The organism is Mesorhizobium sp. RCC_202 (assembly GCF_041355295.1).
Lineage (GTDB): Bacteria > Pseudomonadota > Alphaproteobacteria > Rhizobiales > Rhizobiaceae > Mesorhizobium.
The window spans coordinates 189,905-216,325 of sequence record NZ_JBFUPO010000006.1 but is presented as its reverse complement, the minus strand read 5'-3'; the positions used below and the strand labels follow the sequence as shown (position 1 = coordinate 216,325).

The following is a 26,421-nucleotide window of genomic DNA, read 5'->3' as shown; positions in this document are numbered from 1 at the left end:
GCCGCGTTTGTCTTGCTTTTGACGTTGACGGCCGCCAGTGCCGAGCGCCGGGTCGCGCTTGTGCTCGGCAACTCCCAGTATCAGCACGCCGCGCCTCTCGCCAACCCCGTGCGCGATGCCCAGGCGATGGCCGATCGTTTGCAGAATCTCGGTTTCGAGGTGGTCTCCGGCTTCGACCTCACCAAGCAACAGACACAAAGTACGGTCGCGCAATTCGCCAAGCAGGTGCGCGGCTCCGATGTGGCGCTCTTCTTCTATGCCGGCCATGGCTTGCAGGTTTCAGGCAAGAACTATCTGCTCCCGGTGGATGCCGCGCTCGAGGACGAGACCTCGCTTGATTTCGAGGCCGTGTCGGTCGATTTCATCCTGCGCCAGATGTCGCGCGAGACCAGCATAAGGCTGGTGTTTCTGGATGCATGCCGCGACAATCCGTTGGCCGATGTGTTGGCCAAGACCGCGGGCATCAAGGGTGCAAGCAGCGGCCTTGCGGAAATTCCGATCGAAAATGGCGGCGCCGGAACGCTCGTCGCGTTTGCGGCCAGTCCCGACCAACTCGCCTATGACGGGTCGGGCGACCACTCGCCCTTCACGACGGCATTGCTTCAGCACATTGGGGAATCCAACGTCTCCATCACCGAAGCGATGAACAGGGTGACCAGCGACGTCTTCAAGGCGACCGCCGGCAAGCAACGACCCTGGATCAATGTCTCGCTGACCACCGAGGTTGTCCTGCATAAGGTCGATCTCAACGCGCCGCTGATCGTCGGCGAGGCGAGTGCCCCGCAGGCTGAAGCCGGTTCCGATGGGCGTAACACCGGCGCGTCGTCAGGCCACAATGACGACCAGCTCGCGCTCAACGTTTTACGCGCCAAGATCCCGAAGCTGGCGACCGACGGCCCGATCCTTTTCGATCATCCTATCAAGTTCGGCGACCCCGCGATCGACGGCAAGAGCATCGCCCAGCTGATCAAGAGCGAACCGCTTTTCAGCCCGGTGGAAGGCCTCGACAAGTCGGTCTGGCAAGGCAAGCATTGCGACAACTGCCATGAATGGAACGAGGCCCGGCTCTGCGAGCAGGCGAAGAATTTCGCCGCCAACGACGTCTCGGTCCTGCGCCTGCAGCATCCGCTCGGTACCCGCTTCAAGGTCGCGCTGGCCAGATGGGCGCAAGGCGGCTGCCGGTGATGCCGGGCTCGTGCCTGCTTTGATGGCAGGCGAGCAGGGATCGGCGAATGCCGTTACGCTTCCATCTCCACCATCTGGATGCCCATTTCGACAAAGGCGGCAAGCACGGCGAAACGGTCGGCCAGCGAAGCGCGGGCCAGCCCGGCCAGAATTCCGGCATTGACTGCGTGGGCGGCCGGAAATCCGGTCGACAGCATGTTGAGGCCGGGGTTGTGCCATGCCGCTGCCAAAGCGATCCAGGCAGCCGGCGTCGCCGGAGGCAGGTCCAGGGCATTGCTTAAGGCTGCTTGATGGTGTGGGCTGTCAGGTGCGCCGACGCGGTCCTGGACAAGCGCCAGCAATTCGACATCCCGGTCCGGGAGGAGCTCAGCCAGATTGCTCAGGCATTCATGTCCCCACCAGACGGCGGCTCGCTCAGGCAGGAGATAGGCACAGAAGGTGACGGCTTCTTCCGGCACGCGTCCGGCAAGCAGAGCACGGCAAAAATCAAGCGGTGGCTGACCGGTGGCAGGCGATTTCATGTCCCTGGCGATGGCGGGGCAGGCAAGGAACAGGTCCCGCGCCGTTCTGTATCCCAGTTCATTGGCCATGGCTGCTACACCCCGAGAGCCAGCGGAACAGCACTCAAGCCTTTAGCCGAGAGCCGGTCAAGCCTCAGCGTGTAGCAGGTGGCAGCCATCGGCAACGTGCGTTTGTTCACAGACAATCGCTTCCCGATTTGATATCGTGCGCACCAGCGAAATCCTCTCGGACAGGAGTGACAGTCATGCGATGGGGCAGTTCAGCCTTGGCATTGGCGGCCATGCTTTTTTCAACACACGTCTTCGCCGATCCGCTTCAGAAGTCAGAAGACATCGTAAAATTCTTCGCCGGCCAGACCGCCAATCTCGGCGCTTCGCGCGGTATCTGCGTCGGCACGGAGGAAGAGTGCAAGAGCAAGGCCGATAAGAGCGGTTCGTCTCAAAAAACCGGTCTCGACATGATGATAAATTTCGCCCTGGATTCGGCGCAACTCGACCAGACCGCGCGCACCGAGCTCGACGAGTTCGCCAAGGCGCTGAAGGACAACCGGCTGAGCACCTTCAACTTCGTTGTCGAAGGTCATACCGATGCAACCGGTCCGGATCGCTACAACCAGACCCTTTCGCAGCGCAGGGCGCAGTCGGTGGCGGCCTTCCTGACGGCCAGTGGCATCGAATCGGCCAGGCTCGAAGCAATCGGCGTCGGCAAGTCGCATCCGCGTGTCGCCGACCCCTACGATCCGGTCAACCGCCGCGTGGAAATGCGTATCAGGACCGAGTAGGCGGTCGGCTACCGGGCGACCGCTACGCTGCTGCCCTTTCAGCCGAGAGCTAGCCTGGCTCAAGCGTATCCTGGATTGAATTGACCAGCACCGTTATCGCCTGCTTGTACTTCTCGAACTCCGGCGATGTCTGCCGGATTTCGGTCGTGGTGGTCGTCGGCTGGCTTGCATCCGTCACCACGCGCGGCGCCTTCTGGCCCATCTTCCGCTCGGCCCAGTCTATCACGTAGCCGACGGTCTTGCCGGTAAGGAACGGGTTGGCCTGTATCACGGCCGATCCCAGAACGGCGCTCAGTTGCGACGAGCCGGACGCGGCCAGCACCTGGTGCGCTCCTTCCATGCCGAGGAAGTGGCAGAGATAAAGGCGCCCTGCCGTAATCTGGTGGCCGCGGGCTCGCAGATAGGCCTCGCCTTCGCGCGCGAGATTGCGCACCATCTCGCGCGACAGCGTCGCGTCATAGCGAAGCGCAAGCAGGTCGGCGGTCGACAGCGACCGGGCAAGATCGGGACGATAGGTGTTCATCATCCGGATCCATGTCTTGGTGATGAACTGGCCGGCGCCGGTCGCCGACGAGTTGGGGTTCTTGGCGCGGGCGCTGCCGCCGCTTTCGACATGCACGATCCGCTCGGTCAGCGTCTCGACGGCGGCATCACCGGAGCCGCTGTAAACGACAGAGGTGCCGGAATCGGCGCTGGCGACCGCGGTTACGCTCCCGAGTGGGTCGATCGCCTCGCCATTCTGGTAGAGTTCGAAATGCAGATGGGGGCCGGTCGAAAGCCCCGTGGTGCCGATATAGCCGATGACGTCGCCGGCCTTCACCTTGGTGCCGACGCCACTGGCGATGGCGAATTTCTGCATATGCGCGTAGCGCGTCTCGCGCCCGTTGGCATGCGTGATCTTGACAAGATTGCCGTAGCTGCCGCCATCGCCCTGGAAGCTGATCTCGCCGTCGAAGGCGGCCATGATCGGCGTACCGATCGGGGCCGCCCAGTCGACGCCTTTGTGGATTCGAACCGTGCCGAGGATCGGGTGCTTGCGCGGGCCGAAGGTCGACGTCATCACCCCGCTAACCGGCGTGACCATGCCATTGCTGACGGTTAGCGAATGAACCTGGTCGTCGCCGGTCACGCAGGCATACTGGCCGTCGCTTTGCTGGAAGACGAAACAGTCGAGCTTGCTGTCCTTGCCCTGGACGCCGACATAGAGCACCCGTCCGGAGATCTCTCCCTGGCCGCGCGGCGTCTGCGAGTAGATCAGCACCAGGCGCTGGTCCTCGCTGGCAAAGGCGTCGAGATCCTGTCCGCGCGACAGATACATGATCGCTTCGCCGATGACGCTGGTCGGCACTTTGTTGCGCGCCGCGGTCGAATAGATCGCGTCGAGCAGGCGGTATTGGCGCTTGGGCCCGCCCTGATCCGAGGCGCCGGAATAGTTGAAGAGGTCCTCGCGCACCCAGGGATCGACGCCGGACACGAATGCGCCCGCCGCGTTGCGCGTCAGCGTACCGACATAGATGTTCCTGGCGTAGATCGAGACCTGCATCAGCGACATGGTCGTCGTCTCGCGGTTCGGCCGGAAGCCGCGCATGGCGACGACAAAGCCGGGCTCCAGCCCGTCGCGGTTGAACAGCGCCTTCAGCGCTTCGCCCGCAAGCTTGGCGTCGTCGGCGGAGAAATGCGCGTCGAGCGCCACGCTGTCCAGGCTGCGATCGTTGAGGATCTTGACGAAACTGTCCTCAGTCGCCTCGAAACGCTGATATTCGCTGGTGACGGTCGCGACGGTGGTGTTGTTCTCGATCGCGGTCTTCTTGAAGGCGGGCAGCGCCGCCTCGCCCTGGTCTATGGTCTCGCCCCAACCGGCCTCGGGGTCGTCGGCATCCGCCTTGGGAGCCGAGCCGGCAGGAGTCTCGCTCTCTTCCGGCGCCGCCTGCAGGTCGTTTTCCAGGTCGCCTTGCTGATCGTCGGTCGGCGTCGTTTCCGGGGCGGGTTGCGCCGGCTGCTGGTCGTCTGGTGCCGTTGCCGAAGGCTTGGCAGCGCCCTGCCGCTGCGCCTGGAAGAAAGCAAAATCCTCCTGTGTCGACGGGATCGTGGTCATGAACTTTTCGCTGGCGCTCAGCATCACGTCGGACAGGATCTCGATCTGCGGCGAAGCCCCGGAACTGTCGAGCTCAGCCGGGCGCGCGACAGCGTGGCCCTTGGTGGCGGTGTCGGCATCGGGCGCCAGCGTGATCCACATCGGGTCACCAGCAAGGTCGATGATTGCCGGCACATAGACCGATGCATCGGCAGGCACGTCTTCCATGCCTTCGACGGCATGCAGTTCCTCATCCTCATCGCCAAATGACCAATCGTCCTTGGTGAGATAGAAGCCGGTGGCGATCGCGATGACGCCAAGCGCGGCAACGCCGGCAAGAACGCCGCGCCGGATTTTGCGTCTGCGCTCGGCCAGCCGCGCCAGCTTCTTCTGTTTGAAGCTCGTGTCGATGCTGTGCGTCACGGGCTGTTTCCGGTCAGGAAATAGGTCCAGCGCGCCTGCTCGAGCGTGTCGACCTCTACGAAACGCGCCGCGATATGGCCGCGCTGCCAGCACTCGTCGATGCCGCGGATAGAGAAGCGCCGTCGATCGACGCACATCTCTGTCGATCCGTTGAGGATCGCATGTCCGAATACATCGGTCGCGTAAAGGTAGATGTAGCGGTTTGCCAGCTCCTCGCGAATGACGTTCACGCACTGGTTGGCGCCGATGGTCCACCAGCCATCGGTCTGGTCGGCATTGTCGACCTTCTGTCCGACGGCGAGGTTGACGACGTCGAGCGTCTGGTTGCAGACGGTGAATTCGGCGTGCGCCCTGCCGGTCGAGAGGATCGGGAGCAGCGCCATGCCCAACAGCGCGGCAAATGCCAGGCGGCCGCAGAGGCTAGAGCAACTCCAGGAAAAGTGCATAGCGGTTTTCCGTCCGGAATTGCGTGAAACCAAAGACTTAGAGTGGTTCGGCGATTCCGTGAAACGCCGAGCCGCTCCCGCTAGGAACTGCAACAAGCTACGCCGCCTGCGTCGCGAAGTCTGGCCGAGTGAGTGCGCGGGACGAAAATCCATCGGCGTCCATGTCTATCCGCCAAGCCTGAAATACTTGGCGGTGGCGGAGAACTGCGAGCCGTCCGCCTCGATCTCCTCGAGGATTTTGGGCAGCAGTTCCGATACCGGTGTCGGTCTTGTAAACATCGCGGCCTGGATATCTCGTGGTCCGGTGATCACCAACATGATCTGGGGCAGGGCCTTGCCTGCCGCCTTGTCCGCGGCGCCAAGGCCGATCGGGATACTGAAGGTCGCCTTGTCGGTTTGCGCGACCATGCGATCGTCGAGATTGAAAGCGATGCCCCGGTGGTCGATCAGCATCACGTTTGAGACGAGCCCGCCATGCGTCAGCAGCGCGCCGCTGATCGGCGCGCCGTCCGGCACCGATGTCCGATCGAGGTCGAGTTGTGGTCGTTCCAAACCATTGCGGTCGACAAAGCGCAGGAAGTTGGTCACTTCACACTGCGGCTGGTCGATGAGACGAACGCTGATGTCCGGCTCGAGGTGAAACCTCGACTTGAAATCATTGAGCATCTGCTCGAATGGCTGCACGGTTGTTGCGAAGCCTTCGATGGCGGCGGCGCCATCCGTTGCCGATGTCAGCGACGCGTAGAAACAGTCGCCGCCGCTGAAGTCGCGCACCCATGAAGCGCGTTGTGCCGTCTCGTCGACCGTCTTCACCGGCGGAACCTCCGGCTTGGGTACATTGATGGCGACGTCGGTATTTTCGGGCTGCGTGGTCGCCGGCGGCCGCGGTTGCTGGGACGGCTGCGTCGGTACGGCTTGTGCTGCCGGCTGGCTGGCCGATGGGGCGGGCGCCGCCGGTTGAGCAGCCGGGCTGGTTGGTTGCGTCGGCGCCTGGCTCCCCGGCGACGGGGAAACCTTTGGCTTGGCGAGCTTGGACAGCATATCGACGAGGTCCGTTGCGCTGGGTTTTGTCGCCGGCGGGATTGCCTCGGGTGCCGGCTTGCTCTCTGCCTCCGCCTGGCCAGGCGAGGGTGTCTTTGGCGGCTCGCCGACCGGCTGCGTCGGTTTCGCGCTTTCCGCAGTCGGGGACATCGTCGTTGACGGGCTCGCGGGCGGCACCAATGGCTCCTGCGTGCCAGCGGCAACCGGCGAGGGCGCCGGCGCTTGCTCGGCGGACTGCTGTGCCTCCGTTGCCGGCGGCACCTCGGGCCTGGGAGTCGGCACGGGGATCTCGGCGGGCTTTCCCGGTTCCGTTTTCTGCTCCGCTGTCGCGTCCTGGTTCTCGGCCGCTGTTGGCGTCTTCACCGTTGCATCCGGCAGGGCAGGCGGGTTCGCGGTCCCGTCAGTGGCGGCGTTGTCCGGTTTTGCGGGTTCCGGCTGAGGCTGCGCCGGCGATTGCGGCTGCGGAGCTTCCGGTTGCGGTGCCGGGGCCACCGGCTTGGGTGCTTCCGCAACGGGTTTGGGCGCAGGCTTCGGCGTCAGCGGTTTGAGTTTCTCTTCGGCCGGCGGAGGCGCCACGATCCCGCTGAAGTAAAGACCGCCCCCCAACAGGACCGCCAGCGTCACGAGGCCGCCGGCGATAGCCGGCGTTCGCGAGGACTTTCGCGGCGCGGCCGGCATGGGCGTGCTGGCCGGCGCCGCGACCGGCGCAGGCCGTGGCTCCGACAGATGCGCCGGGCGCACATGTTCGACGAAGCGCGGCTCGCCGGGAGGCGTCGATGGCTGCGGTTTGGAGTCCGGCGGTGCGGCCCAGCCGGCACGCGGCAGGCCCGGGCGCGCACGCGAGCCAAACGATGCCGGTGGCAATGTCGCTTCGACATCCTCGCCACGCGTTGCCCTGGCGATTTCGGCCATGCTGGCCGGCCGGTCGCGCGGATCCGGCTGCAGCATCGCGTCGAGAAGCTCCTGAAAATCGGGGTCGATGTCGGACAGATCCGGCACGGTCCGACGTTTCTCGATGACCTCGTACTGCGAACCGCTCATGTCGAGCGGCTTCCCGCGCAACGCGGCGGCGAGCACCAGTCCGAGACTGTAGATATCGGACTGCTCGCTGACCTCGCCGCCATAGAGACCGAGCTGTTCCGGCGAGACGTAGTTGTATTTGCCGGCGAACTTTCCACCGATCAGCGTTTCGCCGCCGACGGTCGCCGAACGGGCGATGCCGAAATCGATGATCTTGGCGCGATCCACCCGCCCGCCAGGCAGGATGATGTTGTCTGGCGAGAGATCCCGGTGAACCGCGCCCGCCTGGTGCACCGCGGCGAGCCCCGATGTCAGTCGATGACAAAGCCGGCGCACGTCTTCGGCCGGCATCGGCCCGCGACGCATCACGTCGAACAGCGATTGGCCGTCAACGAACTCCATCGCGAGATAGGGCCGGCCGATTCCCGGATCGATGGTGAAGACGTGGTAGCGCACCACCGCGTCATGCGACAGATGGTTGAGGATCGACGCCTCCTTGCGAAAAAGAGACAGGATCGTCTGGTCGCGGGCGAATTCGGGCAGCACGATCTTGATCGCCACATGGTCGCCGGTCTGGATATTGTGGCCGCGGTAGACCTCGCCCATGCCGCCGGAGGCGATCTTCTCATCAAGCTCGTAAATGCCGCTGAGTTGCGTGCCGACGCCAGTATTGACGTTCGTCGATATCCGGGTCTTGTCGTCGTCGCTCATTTCGCCAGGCTCTCCGCTCCGGACCGATCCGGATGGAGCGCGCCGTTGCGCTCGCCGCCGATCTTCACGAGTACGACAGTCACATTATCGGTTCCGCCGCGCGCCAGCACAGTATCCAGCAGGTTCCGGCACGCCGCTTGCGGCGTCCCCGATCTGACTGCGGCTTCGATCTCGGCATCGCTGACATGCGCGGTCAACCCGTCGGTGCTGAGAACGAAGATATCGCCCGGCATCAATTCGCCCTGCTGGAAATCGATCTCGAGATCGTCGCTGACACCAACGGCATGCGTGATCACATTGCGGCGCGGCCAGGTCAGCGCTTCTTCCGCACTGATCATGCCGCGGTCGAGCAGTTCCTGGACCTCGGTGTGATCCTTCGAGACCTGGAAGATCGTGCCGTTGCGGACCAAGTAGATACGGCTGTCACCAGCCCACAGGCAGGCGAATCGCCCGTCCATGGCAAGCAGCGCCGCAAAGGTCGAGCCGATGGTGATGCCGCGCGATCGCGATATCTCGCGGATCTCGGAATTGGCGCGGCTCAGCCGGTCCTCGAAGCGGGCGCGAAGATCCGGCGCCGAACTCGCAATGCCGATCGTCGCCAGATGATCGACGATGCTGGCGGACGCGACCTCGCCGGCCTCGTGCCCACCCATGCCATCGGCCACCACCCAGAGGCCGGTCTGCGGCTCTATAAGGTAGTTGTCCTCATTGTGGTCGCGCACGCAGCCCTTATGGCTCACGCCGAAGCTCTCGATGGGAAGCGCGACAATGCTCAATTTGCCACCAAGCGCTTCGCGAGCGTCCTCTGTGAACAACCACGGGCCGCATGCCCAGCCCACTTTGCCACAAGCGCATACATTAGAGTACCGAAATGAAGGCTGAAGCCGGCGATGCTCTGGAACGCAGCCATGTCAGAACGCCTTCGGACAGCTGAAGCCGGACAGGGCCGGCAGCATGAAGGGATTGGCCCCGGATCCGGTCTGGAGCGTGTAGGCGACGTCGCGCCCGCCGATCACGAAGCGGGCTTCGGCGTTGGCGCCATTGGCAGTGATGGTCGCCTTGTCCAACAGGCGCTTCAACGCCCATGGCCCTTCGAACCTGAGCGCGGAGTCGCGGCCCGGCATTTCCGGGACGAGGCTCAGGCTCGCCGATCCGGAAGCGGCGCCGCTCGGCCATGTCACCGTGCTTGGCGCGTTGCCGGCCTGCGCGCTCTGGACCGTCTGCCCGTCCACGTTGAGCACCGCGCTGTCGGCTTCGCTGTTCAGCGAGGTGGGCGTGAAGGTGATCGACACCAACGGCGTCGATCCGCCCGACGGGAAGAAGGCGCCGCGGATTTCCGCCGCCGACTGGAACGCTTTCAAGGTCGACTTCGCGAGGTCGCGGCTGGAGCGGACATCCTGTTTCCAGGTCCACTCCTGGCCCGTCATGTCGATCAGCGGCGCAAGGTTCTGCGCGAAGAAACGGTCCATCAACCCGCCCGGCGCGAACAGCTTGGCGAAATCCGCCATCGAGATCTCTTCCGTGGCGTCGCCGGCGAAGGGATAGCGGCCGTTGACCGCCTCCTCGCAGACGCGCGTGACGGTCTGGTCGAGATTCTGGTTGAGGTTGGCCACCGAGGCTTCGGCGACATTGCCTTCGAACTCGTCCGCCGCCGCATTGACCATGCGCGCCAGCGGCTTTGGCAGGCGCGAGACATTGGCGCGCAGCGTCGAGATCTGCAGTTGCAGGTTGGTGTTGACACGTTCTGTCTGGGTCGGCACATCGGCCGCCAGTTTCAGGCTTTGAAAAATGTCGTGGAAATTCTGGGTCAGCGCATCGAGCGGCCGGCGTCCGTTGCTGCCGCTGATCAGCGCCTGGTAAGGCCGGAACTGCGCCTCGACGCTCGCGCCGGCATTCTGCGCAACACCCTGGCCCGAGCCGGCACGGCTCTGCGATTTGCCGCCGGCGATCTGCAGGCCGATGCGGGCCAGGCCCTTGGCCATGCTGGCGAGGTCTTGTTGCGGCGCGCTGCTCTCCCCCTCGGCCGCGATGCTCTCAGTCGTCAATGCCGTCTCACCGGCGATCGCCGTAAAGAGCTGATCGAGAGGTGAGTCCGGCGCGGCGACGGCCGAAAGCGCGAGATATTCTGGCTTGTCTTTGAGCAACCCCTTGAACTTCAGCTGGTCGAGCACGCCGTTCCATGCGGCGGCGAATTCCTTGCCGTAGCGGTCGATGAGCTCGGGGCCGAGCTTGGGCAGGTCCTGGTCGATGCCGCCCTGTTCGCCGCCGCCGCCGAGCACCCACCGGTCGTCGACGAGCATTTGCGCGATGCGCGAAAGCTGCGGCAGGAAGAAGCGGTTGAAGCCGGCGCGCGTGTAAAGTCCCGGAACGCTGAGATCGGCGAGATCGCTGCCATCCATGCGTTCGAACAGAAGCTGTGCCTCGGGGCCGGCCTTCACCGCGACAGAGAACTTTTCCAGCCTTGCGCCGTAGACACCCGACTTGATCAGTGCCGAAGCGCGGTCGGCAAGGCTCATGCGCCCAAGCGAACGTTGCGCAGCCTGGACCAGCGGCTGGTTGAGATCGAAGACCGGATCGTAGGCGTCGTCGAGCGCGAGCATGGCGCGCAGATGCTTTTCGAGCTGCGCGCGGCCCTCGCGGTTGTTCTCGCCGGGGTAGCGGTTCTCTTCCCAGTCCTGCCGCATCCAGGAAACGATCAGCTCGTCATCGACCTTAGGCGCCTTGCCGCCCAGCATCAGGTAGATCTTCAGCGGCTCGTAGAGCGCGATCGGATCGGCCATCTTGGCCTGGATGGTCCGCTCGGCCTGCACCAGGAGCCGGGAGCGGAAGGTCCGCTCCAGCGCTTGCCGATAGGCGGCTTTGGAGGCCGACAGCAGCCGCTCGCGCTGGCTGAGCCCGAACATCTCCTCGATCGGCTTCCCCTGGTCGCCGGTTTCGAACCCGGCCGGCAGGTTGCGCAGTTGGTCGAGGGGGCCGATGACGTTTTCGAGGTCAACGTCGGTCACGGCCGTGCTCTTGAGCAGCGAATCCGCGCTGTCGCGATATTGCGCCATCGCCTGTCGGGTCGAGGCGATCAGCGACTTGTTGGCGAAGAAGCTGAGGCCAAGCAAGCCGAGCGCCGCCACGGCCGCAAGCGCAATCGCGGCAAGGCCGCCAAATCTGGCCAGCCTTGCGCGCCGTTCAACGGCCCGATCGAACGACACCCAGCCCGATTCCGGGAAGATCACATTGGTCAGCAGATCATGCAGGAAGAAGCTCTTGCCGGTGCCGGAAAGATGCGCCTGCGAAGTGCCGCCGAAGCTGCGGCCGATCGAACCCAACACCTGGTCGAACGGCGTCCCTTCCTGGGTGCCGGAGGAAAAATAGAGGCCGCGCAGGCTGACATTCACCTGTGATCGGGAAGCATCGAACAAGCTGCCGATGAACTGCGTGATCCGCGTCCTGAGCGCACCGAACTGCGCCGGAAAGCCGAAAAGTGCGATGCGCGCCACCGGGTCGGTTTCTTCCTGCAGGCGGTCGGCGACTTCTTCCGCAAGGCGCTTCGCCAGCGCGTCGAATTCGGCCGGCGCCTCGCCGGCCATGTTCCTGGTGCGATCGGCGGTCTGGAATGTCGCGCCCCAAACCTTGCGCCGACGCGCTTCGTCGAACTCGCCGAAATAATCCATGAAGCCGGAAACGAGATCGACCTTGGTGAAAAGCAGATAGACAGGAAACTGGATTCTCAGTGTCTCGTGCAGTTCGCGCAGGCGGCTCCTGATCTCGGTGACATGCGCCTCGAGCTGCTGATCGTCGAAGCCAATGAGATCGGCAAGGCTGATGGCGAGGATCACGCCGTTGATCGGCTGCTTGACGCGGCTTTTCTTGAGCAATTCGAGGAAGGCGAGCCAGCTTGCCTTGTCGCGCTCGCGGTCCGATTCCTGCGTCGTGTAGCGGCCCGCCGTGTCGATCAGCACCGCCTCGTCGGTAAACCACCAATCGCATGATCTTGTGCCGCCGACGCCGGCCACCGGCTGGGCGCCGCCGGAGCCCGCAAGCGGAAATTTCAGCCCGGAATTGACAAGCGCCGTCGTCTTGCCGGCGCCGGGCGGGCCGATGATGATGTACCAGGGAATATCGTAGAGGAAATTGCGCCTGCCGTTCGTCCGCTTCAGCGTCGCGATTGCTTCGCTCATGCGCGCTTCGAGCACCTGTGCATCGTCGTTCCGGTCGTCGCTGCGCACGATGGCCGTTTCGAGCGCCTTTTGCGCTTTGCGGCCTTGCCAGAAGCGTATGCCGTAGAACAGCGCAAACATCGCCACGGCGACGCCGATGATCGCAGCCCTGAGCCACACAGACCCGAGCGGTCGTGTGTCGGCGAAGCGGATCAGCGGTCCGGCATACCAGACAACGGCCGAGAAGCCGGCCAAGGCAAGCAGGCTGAATATCCGCAGCATCCAGGGCATCAGTTGCCGCTCTCCGCCGGGTCGGTCTGCAAGGTCTCCTGTTTCGGGATCATCACGTCGACGCGGCGGTTCCTGGCGCGGCCGTCTGCTGTCCGATTGTCGGCGATCGGCTCGTCCTCGCCCTTGCCGTCGGCGCTGAGCCGCGTGGGCTCCTTCAATTTCTGGGCCAGCAGCGCCTGCACCGCTTTCGCGCGGGCGACCGAAAGGTCGAAATTCGATTTGAACGTGCTCGACTTCTTCGGCTTCGCATTGTCGGTGTGGCCGACGATCTTGATCGGCCCGGGCTCTGCGTCGAGCGCTGCGGCGATATCCGCCGCGATGGGCGGGAACTGCGCCTTCAACTCAGCCTGACCGGAAGCGAACGAAAGCTGGTTGCTGATCTCGACAACGATGAAGTCGCCTTTCGTCCCGACGCTCAGACCGCCCCCGGCGATGTCCTTGGCAAGTGCCGCGCTGATGCGATCGATCTGTGAGGTGCCTGGAACGGCGGGCGCCGGCGGGGTCGCCTGCACCGGTTCGGCCGGCGCCGCCACGCTGGCGCGTTCGATCGTGATCGGGGTAGGGGGATTGAGCGCCAGCAACTCGCCGGCGGTCGCGTCGCCTTCGTCTGTGATCAATATCCGCAGCCCGAAAAAAGCGGCCGTCACCAGGGTCGCTGCGGCGGCTGCGACCGCCCACAGCGGCAGTCGCCCTCGTGGCTTGGGCATCGCCGCTGCCATGCCTTGCCACCGGGGCGACATGTCCTCGGAGGCACGCGGCCTGAAATAGCGCAGCGTGTCGTAAACGTCGCGACGGATGCGCTCAAGCGCGTTCTGTTCACCAGACAATCCCCGATACTGGCCTTCGAAACCCAAAGACAGGCAGGCATGCATCAGCTCGAGCAGGTCGTAATGCGCCTCGGGCTTGGCAAGCATCCGATTCAGCGCTTCATAGAAGCCGGCGCCTGTCGGTTGCGTGTGGAAGAACTGCAGCACCAGGCTGTGCTGAAGCCAGGTTTCCTTGCTTGGCCACGGCAGGTTGCCGACAAGGTCGTCGGCGGTTTCGCAAAGCGCGAATTTCGCAATCCGCGCGTCTTCTTCCCCAACACCGGCCTTGGCAACGGTACGCTCGAAGGTTTCGACGGCGTCGGCGATATGTTCCGCTAACGCCGCCGCTTGCCGTTCGACCGGTATCAGCCGCAACTGGCCGAACAGCATGAGCAATGGCGCCGCGGCGGCAAGGATGGGATTTGCCGCGGCGTATTTCACGCCGGCAGTGGCGTTGAGCAGAGCATCCTGCTGCAACGCCGGTCTCGCTGAGGGCGCCGCTCCCGGCGTGGCCTCTTGAAAGACCATGGTCCCGGACGACCAGCCGGGCGGCATCTGTCGGCCGACGCCGGGATCGAACACCGTCGACCCCCTGGCGGGCGCAGGAGCAGACGGTAACCCTCGGGGACCGGAACCATCGGGATTGGCAAGCGGCTTTTGCCTTTGCCGCGGCGCACGGATGACGGTTTTGTCCGGCGGCTTGGAGGAATCATCCTTCGAGCTCATCGGAGCGCGACCGTCGACGTGGAATGAGGATGTTGAAGAGGGGAAAGGAAACGCAGACCAGGCTCAACCTTAGCTGCCGGCCGGGTGGAAAGGCTCATCTTGCCGAAACATGACATTCCCGCACACGCCCCAAGCCACGCCGCTTTGCCCGCCAGGCAGGCTTCCATACGTTATTCTAATCGCACGGGAAGCCGATGGAAATCGGAAAGCAGGATGATCAAAGTGAGGGCTTCTTCTATGAGACCCGTCACATAGCGGGCAACCGTGCCGCTGACGGCATCAGTCTCGCCCAGAGCGTTTCACCGTTTCGCGGAAACGCGAACCGCTCTGTCTCTTTGTTTGACGCAATTCCGAACGGAAAACCGCTTCACACTTTTCCTGGAATTGCTCTGGCTATTTCTGTTTGCCGGCCTTTGTGTAGGCTTCGGCGAAATAGGCGAGGAACACATCCAGCATACCGTTTTCGTGCTTGTCCTCCATCATCCGCCACGTCGCGACAAGCGCGTCCCAGGCTTGGCTTTTTCTCGATGAAAAGGACGCAGGCGGAATTCTTTTGGCGATCGCCTCCGGCGAAAGATCGTCGAGCAGTCGGGACAATGCGGCCTGCATGGCGGCGTAGGTTGCGATTTCGTGGCTCTTCAGGTCACGGAACGCATCCTCGATGCTGTGCCTGGCGTCGAGATAGCCGGTCCTGCGCTTGGCGAACATGATCTCCAGTATGTCGTCGGTGCCCGGCACGAATTTCAGCGGGTTGTTGTCCTCGGCGCCGATCATCGTGCGGTTCGGACTCTTGGCGAGCACTTTGGCCGCCGCGCGCGCTTTCAGCAGCAAGGACAATTGCTCGACCGTCGTCCTCAGCACCGTGCCGATCTCGGCGGCAACGTCATGTGGATCGCGCGACTGCAACAATTCCGGCGATATGCCGGCCGCCCTGGCGATATCACGCAATATTTCGTCCACTTTCACCGGCTGATTGACCGGGGCAACCGGGCCGGGTTGCAGCGCCGAAGACATCGGCATCGGCGCTGCCGCAGCCGGGCGCTGCTCCAGCGGATTGCGTGGCGCGCTGCCAGGTTCCAGCGGCCTTCCCGCCGCCGGCGGCAACTCGCGTTGCGTCGAACCGGTCCTGGTTTGCGGATGATCGATGGAGGCGGGTTCTTCGTCGATCGAAACGGCAACGACGTAACGGCCGATCAGCAGCCGGTCACCCTGGGTCAGCCGATGCGGGGCGTTCATGCGCTGGTTGGAGCCGTTGACGAACGTGCCGTTGCGCGAGACGTCGTAAAGCCAGAACGAACCTGCCTGATAGCGAATTTCGCAATGCCGGCCCGAGATGAACTTTTCGGGGTCCGACAGGGTCCAGTCGCAATTTTCGCGGCCGATCTCGAAGCTTCGATCGCGGGCTGCATAGCTCGCCGCGATGCCGGTGGGCAGCCTGTCAACGTTACTGATCTGCAGCGAAATGAACATCCGAACCGTGGGCAAACCTGAAATCCCAGACATTCTAGCAGCTTACCAGCGCAGCGGGCGAGGTACGTTTCACATGAATGCGCGGCACGGTTTAGCCATTGCTGTTATTTGGCCTCCGTTGAACATATGCTAGGCTTGCGGCGGTCCGATGCGGTGAATTCGAAAACCTCGCGAACGTGATGCAGTTTACAGAGCGGAGGCTTCAATCCATCACACTGGCGGCCGCGTCCAGGAGGGGCACGACCCATGCCGAACGAACGTGCCACGGTTGTGCAGACGCCGCTCGGCGCCGATGTGCTGACCTTTACCCATCTCGTCGGGCGCGATGAGATCAGCCGCTGTTTTGCCTACACCGTCGGATTCGTTTCGAAGAGCCGCGACGTCGATCCGCTGAAGATGCTGGGCGGTATTGTTTCGGTCGAGGGTGAATCTGATCCAAAGCGCTGGTTCAGTGGTCTGGTTTCGGATTTCAAGCTGACCCGCATCGAGGACCGGCTGGCGTTTTACGAAGCCACTGTCAGACCGTGGCTCTGGTTCCTCGGCAACACCACCGACTGCCGTATCTTCCAGAACATGACGGCGGTCGAGATTGTCGAGAAGATCTTCTCGAAATATGGCATCGCCAAATTCGAGAAGCGGCTGCAGGGATCCTATCCGCAGCGCGAATATTGCGTTCAGTATGACGAGAGCGATCTCGATTTCGTGCAGCGGCTGCTCGAGCACGAAGGCATCTTCTATTTCTTCGAGCATGATGAGGGCAAGCACACCCTCATTTTGTGCGACGCGATGAGCAAGCTGAAGCCCGCGCCGGGTTACGATAAGGTGCTTTACAATTTCGAGGGCCACGGCTCGCGACGCGACAAAGAGTACATCACCGAATGGATTCCCGGCAGCGCGGTGCGACCGGGCGCCTATGCCCATACGGACTATGATTTCGAAAAGCCCGGCGCGGACCTGATGGCGAAGTCCGCCCAGCCCTTCGGCCACAAGGAGGCCTCGGGCGAAAACTACCGCCAGCCCGGTGCGCATCTCGATGTCGGGCGCGGCGATAAGATCGCGGGAATCCGCCGCGAGGAACTTCAGGCGGTGCACCAGCGCAATACAGCCGTTGGAACCGTGCGAGGGCTCTTTTCCGGCTGCAAATTCACGCTCGAAAGTTTTCCGAGTGACGACCAGAACCAGGAATATCTGGTGGTAAGCGCCGAGTATCGGCTGTTCGATCCCGGCTACCGGACCCAGAACGAGGCCCATAGCGAGAACTTCAAGGTCGTGCTCGGCGCTGCGCCGACGAAATTGCCTTATCGGCCGCCGCGCATCACGCCGCGGCCGATCATGCGCGGCCCGCAGACGGCGACGGTGGTCGGCCCTTCCGGCGAGGAGATATTCACCGACAAATACGCGCGGGTGAAGGTACAGTTCCACTGGGACCGCCTCGGTAAGAAGGACCAGAATTCTTCCTGCTTCGTGCGCGTGTCGCAGACCTGGGCCGGCAGCGGCTGGGGCTTCATCCAGATCCCGCGCATTGGCCAGGAGGTCATCGTCGATTTCATCGAAGGCGATCCGGACCTGCCGATCATCACCGGCCGCGTCTACAATGCCTCCGAGATGCCGCCTTACGCGCTGCCGGGCAATGCCACGCAATCGGGCTGGAAATCCAATTCCTCGAAGGGCGGTGGTGGCTACAACGAGCTGATGTTCGAGGACAAGGCCGGTTCCGAACTGGTCAACTTCCAGGCGCAGAAGGACCACCATCTGCTGATCAAGCATGATCGCAACAAGACGGTGCAGCACGACCAGTCCGATCGCATCGACCACGACGCCAAACACTCTGTCGGCCACAACCTCGACGAGGACGTCGGCAACAACAAGACGGTCAAGGTCGGGGTCAATCAGACCACCAACATCGGCTCGAACGACACCGAGACGGTGGGCGCCAACCGCTCGCTGACCGTCCAGGCGAACGAGACGATCCACGTCGTCGCCAATTCGACGGAAAACATCGACGCCAACCATTCGCAGACGGTCGGGATCGTTCAGACGGTGACGGTGGGAGCGGCGCGCATCGACACGGTGGGGGCCGCCGAAGCGAGGACCGTGGGCGCTTCGCAGACAAACACGATCGGCGCGACGCGATCGGTGAGTGTAGGGATCAGTCAGAACCACGATATCGGCGCCTCGGACAGCTGGAGCGTCGGAGCCGGGCAGAGCGTGAGCATCGGCGCTGCCCAGACTATTAGCATTGGTGCCGATCAATCCTTCGACGTAGGCGCCGGGCGGGCTACCAAGATCGGTGCTGACGATGCGATGCAAGTCGGCGGCTCGCAGGCGATAAAGGTTGGCAAGGGCTATCTCCTCGAAGCCGGTGAGGACGGGGCGATCAAGATGGGTACGGACCTTGTGGTCGAGGCCGGCGATTCCATCACGCTCAAGTGCGGTTCGGCGACAATAGTGATGAAGAAAGATGGCTCAATCTCAATCGAGGGCAAGGACATTACAGTCAAAGGCTCTGGCAAGATCGACATGAAGGCTTCAAGCGACATCACGATGAAGGGCTCTAAAATCAATCAGAACTGAGGCGCTGGCTATGAACAATGTCCGGGATCGAATCGAAGGCGTCGTAATCGGTATCTTGCTCGGTTTCGATGCGAATGTGCCTCTGGTTGTCTTTTCCGGCAATCCGAAGGAGACGGCTCTGTCGGCGCGAAGTCTTGTGGAACTGTCGCGCGAGTCGATCGGGGCGGAGGTGGCGCTGCTGTTTCAGGACGGAGATCCTGAACGGCCGCTGATTGTCGGCCGGATTGTGGGGCCGACGAAAAAGCAGCCGCAAAAACCGACCGAGTCCAGCGACGACATGACCGTCACACGCGACGGCGAGACGGTCAAAATCACTGCCGGCGAACGTCTGGAACTGCGCTGCGGCAAATCGGTCATCATCATGGAAAAGGACGGGCATCTGACCATTCGGGGAACTTATCTTGTCAGTCATGCGAGCGCGTCGAACCGCATTCGTGGCGGCTCGGTGAACCTGAACTGATGGCGAAGGCTCCGATCCTCGAGAATATCGTGCGCCAGCACGCAGAGATGGCTGCACATCTCTGGACTGTCTACGACTACCATCTTCTGCATCCAGGCGAGAATCCGGACATGGATGAAGAGCACCTGGCCAGGTTGGTGGAGCGGCTGGAAGCGCATCTGGACGGGCTGAGAGTAGCGGGGGAGGAAGGGCGCAAGATCGCGCGAAAGCAGTATGAAGAGTTTCCGGAGCCTGGAGAATTGTTCGTGCTGAGAGTATCGCAGGCCAGCGCTCCGGTCCGCATCGGGGACCTGAACTTGGATAAAGTTCGCGCGTTTCTTTCGACGACGTTGAGAAAAGGGTTACAGCAGGCCGTGTAATCCGCCGATCGTGGTGGCCGCCGCTCTCGCCCGCTATCAGTGGTTCGAAAAAATATCTGCATCGGATGCGTCTCCGATGATGATATCGCCTTCACCTGTCTCTCTATAGTAAAAATCGATGACGTCCTGCTTTCCGCACAGATCGGCGATGTGACCAGTTCTCCCGTCACGAAATTTACACATGATCATTAGATTAAGCTCGCACTGCGTTTCATCGATGTCTAATATTCTAACGTTGTTGACCAGAACCTCATACGCTCTCTTCGCGCTATGAATGTCAGTGACCAAAACCCAAATCCATACTTGCTGATATAAGCTGTCATATTCGATCTGGATATCGACCCAAGGTGGGCTGGTTAAAGTCGAAATACGACCATTTGCGTTGCCAATAAAATTGGCCGCATAAGAATCGCTGGCGTTGTTTTGTTTTTTCACCAGGTTCACCTTGGATTTAACCTTCGAGGATTCGGCGGATGGGGCCTGTAAGCTATATGGTTTGCATGTTGATAGTCGATGGAAACGCAATTGAGACCGCTATATTCAAGCAACATGCGTCGTAGATTTCGCTGCTGCCCGTCATATTGGATGACGTGGCCGTCCCAGCTTCCAACTCCGGGCTTCGGATGACGATTGGTTACCGCTCGATGATTCGTGAAGAGGTCATAATTGTCGTCTAGAAAATCTTGGTGCCGCTCTTCTAATTCTTCAATCCTCTGTCGAATTCGTATCCCAAGTTCAGCGCACGTCATCGCTTGAACAAAGGAAGAATTATGCACCACCCCGACGATCGCCATTGTGGGTGTGTCGCCGGGATTGCTGGCATGGTTGCTTGTTGCCATATCGCCAAAGCGCGCAACGCCTTTGCTTTCGACCTTCACGTCCATGGACCAGGCTTGAGCATAGACCTTGCCGGTGTTCTTCGAGGTGATCAGCCCCTTCTTCGCGGCCGCCCCGGCCTCGTCGCCAGTGCACTTGCTGTAGTAGCTGCTATTCTCCTGGCTGATCGGCTTGTCGCCGATCTTTACCGTTCCGCTGCCCGACGTCAGGTCGGAATCGACGCCGAAGTCGGGATAAGGCACCGGCACACCGGGGGGGGTTGCCGGGTTCTCGGGTGGCGTAAAGCAGGTATCGGGGAAGGCTGCGATGACCTTGCAACCCTGCGCCTCGGCTGAAATCTCCCTTCCGTTTGCGAAGACAGTCATCGCGCCTCCACGATGGCGGCGCCGCAGGCCCCATTGTCACCTGATGCTTCCACCATGATCGGCCCTGCTGGAGCGTAGCCGCGTTGAACAGCCTGCACCGCCCAGGCCAACATCGCTGGTCCAGCGGCTGCTCCAATGTTTCCTAAGCTAGCGGCCAGCGCCCAGATCGGCTGCACCGCTGAGCGCTCCCGTTGTGTGCGCAGCATGGCTAAGGCGGATTGTTGAAACCAATAAGTTTCGCCTACAAGATCTCCGATTTTGAGCACCACATCGGAATGAAGACACCGCGACTCGGCAAGTGCGTTCTTGTAGACCGACGTCATCCCCTCTGCTCGGAGCGGATAATCCATTTCATTGTAAATATGAGCCGGCTCTCGTGCGAGACCCAACCCTGTGAGACGAAGTACACCGCCAGAAGGCGCGCAGAGAATGGCAGCGGCCGCCTCCCCCGGAATGAACCCATTCGAGTTCATGGTTGTAACCAGCCGCCTCTCGCCAAGATAATGGTTGACGCTCTTTGGCGTCAGATAGCTATCCACCCCTACAATCATCACAAAGCCAGTGCTGCCCGAGGCTAGCAGACGGCGGGCCGCGTCGAGAGCGACATGGCCGGACGGGCGACCATGAGCGACCATGCGGGGCTGGATCGTCTTCCCGAGCTCGGAGATTTCCTCGATCAGGCCCAACAAGTTTTGTCCGTTGCCAACCGGACGCCCGGGACGATCCTCCTCAGCCACGCACAGGATGAGGGCGGTTTGGCCGCGCGCCTGCGGTGCGATTTCAAACGCTTCGACGATGGCCGCGGCGGCCATGTGGGCGAGCCGCTCTTCGCCAATCCAGTTGCGCGGCAGCGAGACGGGCGCGCCAATCAGCCAGTCACCGCCGGGCACCGCAAACCTGGTCTCCTGGAATCCGTCCAGCCGGGCACGCATGGCCGCGCAGGACGAAGCCGCATCCAGGCCCACCGCCGTCACCATGCCGGCCGAAACGAAGTCGAGTGCGGCTTTCATGCGGCAGCCTCCTCGTCGTCGAATTTCGCAGGGACGTCGGCGCGTATGTATCGCTTGCCCGTCAATCTCGCCCGCAGCATGCCTCTGGTCGGCGGGCCAACCCAGCATTCGGTGAATTCGAGAATCGAGCGCTGAATGCGTTGCTGCAAACGCCAAACCAGCGAGAAACGACGATTCTGCGGGTCGAACAGGACCGTGTCGGGCAGAAGGTCGCCTTGAAAGGCCTCTTGCCTGCCCTTGAACAGCGTAATCGGCAGCGTTGTCTTGGGAAAACGGAAACTCTCGCGTCCTGCCGGCGTCAGATTGACGAGTTGCACTTCCTCGTCGTCCCTCGGCGCATCGATCTGCTGGTCGGGCGGCGCCATCTGGAAATAACGCTCGTCGAAGTCCGGTGGCAGGAAGGGAAAGATGTTGGCGGTCCAGTTGTCGTCATAGGTACCGCCATGTTCGATGCGGCCCGGCCATCCACGCCCCATCGGACCGAAGCTCATCGGCCTGTAATCGCCGAAGGGTGAGCGTATCTCCTCACCCACCGCCTGGGTGTTGGGCAGTTTCAGGCCCGGGATCAGCCGCTGGTTCCTGGTCCGCGACCAGCCGGTGCCAACGGGGTTGTATTTGTAGCTGGCCGGCAGTTTGTCCTCCGGGTCCAGCCTGTCGACACCGCCCCATGCGACGTCGTAAGAGATCGGCAATTTCAGGAAGGGTTGCGGCGCGGTAGCGGTGAACACCGGTCCGATGGCGCGCCACTCGCGATGTCCGACCACCTCGAACCGCTTCGACCAGTTCCCGATCTTGATGCCGACCGGTACGCGCTCGGCCGGACGCCCGCCCGGCGCATAGGCGCACCCGTTGGCGACGACATCACAACGGGGCTTGCGGAAAGCGAAGTCGGTTTCCCACAGCGTCGCTGAATAGCCGGGCATGCCGGTGTGCGTGTCGGCCATCACCAGCGGAACCTGTTCCGCCGATTTTTGCACCAATCCGCCAGGCGTCGCGGGAAAGTCGAATGTGCCTTTGACCACCACAACGATCCATTGGTGGCCGGCCTTGTCCATGCCCATGGTGAACTGATGCGGGTAACCCACCTGGTTCCAGGTCTCCATCAACTGGTCTCCCAGCTCGCGGCGAAGATCTGTTCTAACGTCGGCTGTGGCTCCAGCTGATCGATGTCGAAAATATCCGTATGCGCCGTCCACATCACAAGGTCTTCGATAACATCGCCATCGCCATCAACGACCGGAACGGGCAGGCCGGCCAGCGCCGCATCGAGCTCGTCGGGCGTCAACTCGCCTCGTTGCGCGGCCAGCGCCAGGGCCTCGATGCTTTCGAACCATGCGTCCGCATAGGCCAGCTCGAGGGACGCCTCCGGGAGTCTTGCGACGACGCTCAATGGAAATTGCCGGCCGACCCGGTCGGCGCTCTTCAGGACGATGCCGGCGCAGGCGCCGAAGCAACCAGGACCACTGAGGAAACGCAACGCAGTATTTTGCGGCCAGGTTTCCAGCTCAAACATCGGCACGATGTGCTGCGCCAGCCAGCGGTCCCACACGCGCACGAAATCGCCAGGCAGCCGCCGCGTGACGAAATCGCCGGCGGCGGGCATCTTGCCGTAGAGGCCGGGCAGGATCAGATCTGCGGCGGACATGTGAACTTCTTGAACATTTCGAGTGTGTAGGGATTCTCGACGCTGGCGGCCTTGAGCTCGAAATCGGCCCACATGCCCTTGGTGCCGAGACGTAGGCTGTAGACGTCGGTGAGCTTGGTCGCGGCGAAACGGCCGCCACGCAGCATTCTGAGCCACGCCCAGCTGCCGGTCTCGTTGAGCATTGTTTCGGGCGAGCCATCGACCGGCTGGAAGGCGAGCGAGATCACGCCCGTGCCGTCCTTGCCGGGCCACGTCATCGGCTGTGGCCTGGTCGCGTTGTTGTAGTAAACGAGATTCTGGCCATCGAGGTTGAGCGTCACCCGCGCCACGTTGGGCGACAGGTCCTTGGGCTCGAGCGTGAAGTTCATCACCGGTCCAGTGCCGCCGGGAAACAGGTCGTCGCGGATGTGCCGCGCCTGCTCGAACGCGGCGAGCGCCGCCGGGTCAAGGCCGAAGTCGGCGCGCCATTTCCACGGCTCGCTGGCGGTGTCGACATAGTTGATCAGATGGTCGTTGGTGAAGGCGTCGATCAATCCCGTCGGGCCGAACAGGCGCTGGAAGTCGCGCACGTTGACGTCAACCGCGCTGTCCGGGCTGAACGGATAGCGGTTGTTGAGCGCGGCCTGGCAGAAGGGCAGGATGTCGGCGCGCCAGATGGCGTTGAGCTCGTTGGTTACGGCCTTCTGCGACAGGCCGCTGGTATCGCCGGCAATGCCGCCCAGCCAGTCGTTGATCGGCGAAGGCAGAATCTGCGCCTGCCTGGCGACCGCGCCTGTCAGTTCGGCCAGCCCGCCCTGTTTCTTGATCGCATCCTGCGGGTTGGGATTGGCGGTTACCGTCTGCAGCACGTTGGACAGCGCCGTCAGCGCCACGACGGCGGCGTCGAGCGCCGGCGGCTGGCCGTCGACCTGGGCGATCGTGCCCTTCAGCGGCTTGAAGTGATCCGCAACAAGGCTGCCGGTCATGTCGACCTGGTTGGCGGAGCCGGCGCGCGGCAGCAGCTTGGCGCCTGTCGTGACCACCTTGCCGAGCTTGCCCAGCTTCGAGAGCAGCTTCGAGCCTGTCTTGGCGGCGCCGCCGCTTTTGTCGTCGGTGGAGGCATCGTCGGAGCGGGTGAGGTCGGTTTCCTGCACCACCGCGGTCAGCAAGCGCTTCAGCGCGGAGTCGGCGCTTGAAAGGTCCTTGAGGTTCTCGCTGGCGACGTTGAGGTCGGTCAACGGCGCAAGCCGCATGTCGCGCAGGAAGGAATCCCACTGCGCGATATAGTCGTCGTAGTAGAGTTTCAAGATGTCCTCGGACAGCGCTGAAACCGATGTTTCCGAATTCTCCGAGCAGCCGCCGGCGAACACCGCGCGGTCGAGCGCCGCCTGGCCAGCCACGTCCTCGATCCGATCGAGGATCGCGTCATGGAAGCCGGCATAGGTGTAGGGGCCAGGAACGCCGACACGCAGCGTCTTGTCGGAGCGGCGGGCGAATACCTTGGCGCCGTTCGGTCCGGCGAAATTGGCCGGCACCCATTCCTTGGCGGCTGCCACTTCCGGGTCGGCCAGAAGCTGCTTATAGGCGCGCTCCGGCAGCGAGATCGTGCAGACCGTCTTGAGTGCCTCGGCGACCAGTTCCTTGTCAGGGGCAATATAGCTGTCGTCGACGGCCATGCGGCTGATGGCGGCAAGCTGATGCTCTTCGGCATCCGCGGTCGGGAAGGGCGGGGCCGGCGCGAATTGCGGCAGGCTGTTCACCCACCAGTTCTGGACGAAATCGGTGTCCATCTGCGAGAGCCCGGTCATCATCCGGTAGGTCTTCAGCGCGCCGAGCATGAAATCCGGGTCACGGATCTGCCGCCACATCGTGGCTTCGAGCAGAGCGACCATATGCGGTTCGAGCACGTTGCGCAGCGCATGGTCGTAGGTATCGGTCTGCGCGCGCACCAGTTCGGGCGAGGCGGTCGGACCGAGCAGGTTGTGGATCGCGCTAGGTGGCTCAGTTCGGGCCGCCGCCACCGCATCCATCGCCGCCAGCGCGCCATCCATCGTCGGCTGCTCGACCGCGGCCGGCATGGCGGCGACTTCAGTCAGCGGCTGCTGCAGCGCTTCGAACTGGCCGGCCTGTTCGGTGATCGCATTGCGGTTGTCGAGATAGGACCAGGTGAACAGACCGCCGGCGACGAGGGCGGCGAGCGCGCAGGCGGCGGCGGCCCCGCGCCAGATCCAGGCGCGGCGGCGCTGCGCCAGCGGGTCGAACGTGCCGAGGCCGGCTTCCTTGAAGATCACCTCGGTCAGCAGGTTCCTGAGGAAGAAGCTGCGTTTCTCGACTCGCGCCGCAGGCATGGCGCGGCGCGGCGGCAGCCCGAAGGAAGACGACAGCGCCGCCGTCAGGCGGTCGATGGGCGCGCCTTCCTGCGTCGCCGATGTCAGATAAAGACCGCGCAGCCAGGCGGCTTCCTCGTAGCGGCTTTCGCCGAACATCGCCTCGATCAGCACCTGGATCGGCTCGGACAGGCTCGCCAACTGTGCCGGGAAGCGGAAGATTTCGGCGCGCGAACCGAGTTTCTCCTCGTCTTCCAGGCGCGGCACCAGCCGCCGCTCCAGTTCCGTGGCAAGCCGCGATAGTTCGGTCTGGATCGTGCCGGCGTTGATGCGGGCATCGAGCGGAAAAGTCGTTCCCCAGACCTGCTCGCGCGCCGTTGTCGACAAGCCGCCGAAAAAGGCCTCGAATCCCTTAATGAGGTCGGCCTTGGTCAGCATCAGATAGACAGGCAGACGGATTTCGAGCCGATCGTTAAGCTCCGCCAGACGCCGGCGGATCTTGCGGCCATGCGCCTTGATCGCTTCCTCGCCTTCCGAGAGCGCATCGATCGACAGCGCGACAATGACGCCGTTGAGCGCGCGGCGACCCCGATGCTTCTTCAAAAGATCGAGGAAGCCCAGCCACTCCGCGGCGTCCACGTCCGGCTGGCTTTCCTGCTGGACGTAGCGACCCGCCGTGTCGATCAGCACCGCGCTCTCGGAGAAGAACCAGTCGCAATTGCGCGTGCCGCCGACGCCTTGCAGATCGTCGGTGAGGTCGATGGGAAAGTTGAGACCGGACTGGCGCAGTGCCGTGGTCTTGCCGGTGGCCGGCGGCCCGACGATCACATACCACGGCATCTCGCGCAGGAATTTTCTGCCGCCGAGTTTGCGCCGCCTGAGCTCGACCATCACCTCGCCGAATTTGGCGCCGACGGCCGCGACGCTCTCCTCGCCGGGGGTGAGCTGCTTTTCGGCCACCGGTGCCGCGATCTCGGCGACGAACATGCGGTTGGCGCGGATTGCGCGGCGCTGCGCGATGATCAGCCAGATCAGCCACAGGATGATCAGCCCGGCGATCATGCCGATGCGCACATTGTCGGACTCGAACGGCGCGTAGGGACCGACCTGTACGATCGGGCCGAGCACCCAGATCAATAGCGACAGCAGCGCGATCCCGATCAGCGTCCAGAGGAAGCGCGACGTGATGACGGCCCACAAGAAGCGCAGGATGAACAT

19 protein-coding genes are annotated in these 26,421 nt (G+C 62.9%); 5 read left to right on the top strand and 14 right to left on the bottom strand.

Going from position 1 to position 26,421, the window contains the following annotated elements; translation table 11 throughout:
- Nucleotides 1-12 precede the first annotated feature (12 nt).
- Nucleotides 13-1,185 (top strand): caspase domain-containing protein, encoded by a 1,173-nt coding sequence (locus AB6802_RS16150; protein WP_371011132.1) that lies wholly within the window; start codon nt 13-15, stop codon nt 1,183-1,185.
- Between the two features lie 53 nt (nt 1,186-1,238).
- Here AB6802_RS16150 and AB6802_RS16145 read toward each other — a convergent pair whose 3' ends face one another.
- On the bottom strand, nt 1,239-1,775 hold the full coding sequence (locus tag AB6802_RS16145) for a hypothetical protein (RefSeq protein WP_371011131.1): 537 nt from the start codon (nt 1,773-1,775) through the stop codon (nt 1,239-1,241).
- A 212-nt stretch (nt 1,776-1,987) separates the two neighbouring features.
- Here AB6802_RS16145 and AB6802_RS16140 point away from each other — a divergent pair, with 212 nt between their 5' ends.
- On the top strand, nt 1,988-2,488 hold the full coding sequence (locus tag AB6802_RS16140; protein ID WP_371011130.1) for an OmpA family protein: 501 nt from the start codon (nt 1,988-1,990) through the stop codon (nt 2,486-2,488).
- Between the two features lie 49 nt (nt 2,489-2,537).
- On the opposite strand, the gene AB6802_RS16135 is transcribed toward AB6802_RS16140, so the two are convergent.
- The 7 genes from AB6802_RS16135 to tagH all read right to left on the bottom strand — a co-directional run bounded on the left by AB6802_RS16135 (nt 2,538) and on the right by tagH (nt 15,647).
- Entirely contained in the window at nt 2,538-4,985 is a 2,448-nt protein-coding gene (locus tag AB6802_RS16135; protein ID WP_371011129.1) for a M23 family metallopeptidase, read from the bottom strand.
- On the bottom strand, nt 4,982-5,368 hold the full coding sequence (locus AB6802_RS16130) for a DUF1036 domain-containing protein (protein ID WP_371011128.1): 387 nt from the start codon (nt 5,366-5,368) through the stop codon (nt 4,982-4,984). Before AB6802_RS16130 ends, AB6802_RS16135 begins: the two co-directional genes overlap by 4 nt.
- Nucleotides 5,369-5,596: 228 nt before the next feature.
- On the bottom strand, nt 5,597-8,203 hold the full coding sequence (locus AB6802_RS16125) for a protein kinase (protein ID WP_371011127.1): 2,607 nt from the start codon (nt 8,201-8,203) through the stop codon (nt 5,597-5,599).
- Nucleotides 8,200-8,979, bottom strand: coding sequence for a PP2C family serine/threonine-protein phosphatase (locus tag AB6802_RS16120; RefSeq protein ID WP_371011126.1), 780 nt, complete (start codon nt 8,977-8,979; stop codon nt 8,200-8,202). The genes AB6802_RS16125 and AB6802_RS16120 overlap by 4 nt, the downstream gene beginning before the upstream one ends.
- Nucleotides 8,980-9,114: 135 nt before the next feature.
- Complete coding sequence (gene tssM, locus AB6802_RS16115; protein ID WP_371011125.1) at nt 9,115-12,645, bottom strand: type VI secretion system membrane subunit TssM; 3,531 nt, start codon at nt 12,643-12,645, stop codon at nt 9,115-9,117.
- Nucleotides 12,645-14,177 (bottom strand): type VI secretion system protein TssL, long form, encoded by a 1,533-nt coding sequence (gene tssL, locus AB6802_RS16110; RefSeq protein ID WP_371011124.1) that lies wholly within the window; start codon nt 14,175-14,177, stop codon nt 12,645-12,647. The genes tssM (AB6802_RS16115) and tssL overlap by 1 nt, the downstream gene beginning before the upstream one ends.
- A 393-nt stretch (nt 14,178-14,570) precedes the next feature.
- Nucleotides 14,571-15,647, bottom strand: coding sequence for a type VI secretion system-associated FHA domain protein TagH (gene tagH, locus AB6802_RS16105; RefSeq protein ID WP_371011296.1), 1,077 nt, complete (start codon nt 15,645-15,647; stop codon nt 14,571-14,573).
- Between the two features lie 246 nt (nt 15,648-15,893).
- Between tagH and tssI the strand changes: the two genes are divergently transcribed.
- The 3 genes from tssI to AB6802_RS16090 are packed head-to-tail and all read left to right on the top strand — an operon-like array spanning nt 15,894 to nt 19,040.
- Complete coding sequence (tssI, locus tag AB6802_RS16100; RefSeq protein WP_371011123.1) at nt 15,894-18,221, top strand: type VI secretion system tip protein TssI/VgrG; 2,328 nt, start codon at nt 15,894-15,896, stop codon at nt 18,219-18,221.
- A 10-nt stretch (nt 18,222-18,231) separates the two neighbouring features.
- Nucleotides 18,232-18,681, top strand: coding sequence for a D-lyxose/D-mannose family sugar isomerase (locus AB6802_RS16095; protein WP_371011122.1), 450 nt, complete (start codon nt 18,232-18,234; stop codon nt 18,679-18,681).
- Nucleotides 18,681-19,040, top strand: coding sequence for a hypothetical protein (locus tag AB6802_RS16090; RefSeq protein ID WP_371011120.1), 360 nt, complete (start codon nt 18,681-18,683; stop codon nt 19,038-19,040). The genes AB6802_RS16095 and AB6802_RS16090 overlap by 1 nt, the downstream gene beginning before the upstream one ends.
- Before the next feature lie 36 nt (nt 19,041-19,076).
- Here the strand turns inward: AB6802_RS16090 and AB6802_RS16085 are convergent, their stop codons facing one another.
- Genes AB6802_RS16085 through tssM (AB6802_RS16060) form a run of 6 tightly spaced genes read right to left on the bottom strand, consistent with a single transcriptional unit; the run spans nt 19,077 to nt 26,421 of the window.
- Entirely contained in the window at nt 19,077-19,475 is a 399-nt protein-coding gene (locus AB6802_RS16085; protein ID WP_371011119.1) for a hypothetical protein, read from the bottom strand.
- A 5-nt stretch (nt 19,476-19,480) separates the two neighbouring features.
- Nucleotides 19,481-20,242: a DUF4150 domain-containing protein gene (locus AB6802_RS16080; RefSeq protein WP_371011118.1), complete on the bottom strand. Its 762-nt coding sequence runs from the start codon at nt 20,240-20,242 to the stop codon at nt 19,481-19,483.
- Nucleotides 20,239-21,252: a 3-oxoacyl-ACP synthase gene (locus AB6802_RS16075; RefSeq protein ID WP_371011117.1), complete on the bottom strand. Its 1,014-nt coding sequence runs from the start codon at nt 21,250-21,252 to the stop codon at nt 20,239-20,241. The genes AB6802_RS16080 and AB6802_RS16075 overlap by 4 nt, the downstream gene beginning before the upstream one ends.
- Nucleotides 21,249-22,355: a DUF2169 domain-containing protein gene (locus AB6802_RS16070; protein WP_371011116.1), complete on the bottom strand. Its 1,107-nt coding sequence runs from the start codon at nt 22,353-22,355 to the stop codon at nt 21,249-21,251. The genes AB6802_RS16075 and AB6802_RS16070 overlap by 4 nt, the downstream gene beginning before the upstream one ends.
- Nucleotides 22,355-22,897 (bottom strand): type VI secretion system-associated protein TagF, encoded by a 543-nt coding sequence (tagF, locus tag AB6802_RS16065; RefSeq protein WP_371011115.1) that lies wholly within the window; start codon nt 22,895-22,897, stop codon nt 22,355-22,357. The genes AB6802_RS16070 and tagF overlap by 1 nt, the downstream gene beginning before the upstream one ends.
- Nucleotides 22,879-26,421 carry a type VI secretion system membrane subunit TssM gene (gene tssM, locus AB6802_RS16060; RefSeq protein ID WP_371011114.1) on the bottom strand — a complete coding sequence of 1,181 codons (3,543 nt, stop codon included), beginning with the start codon at nt 26,419-26,421 and terminating at the stop codon, nt 22,879-22,881. The genes tagF and tssM (AB6802_RS16060) overlap by 19 nt, the downstream gene beginning before the upstream one ends.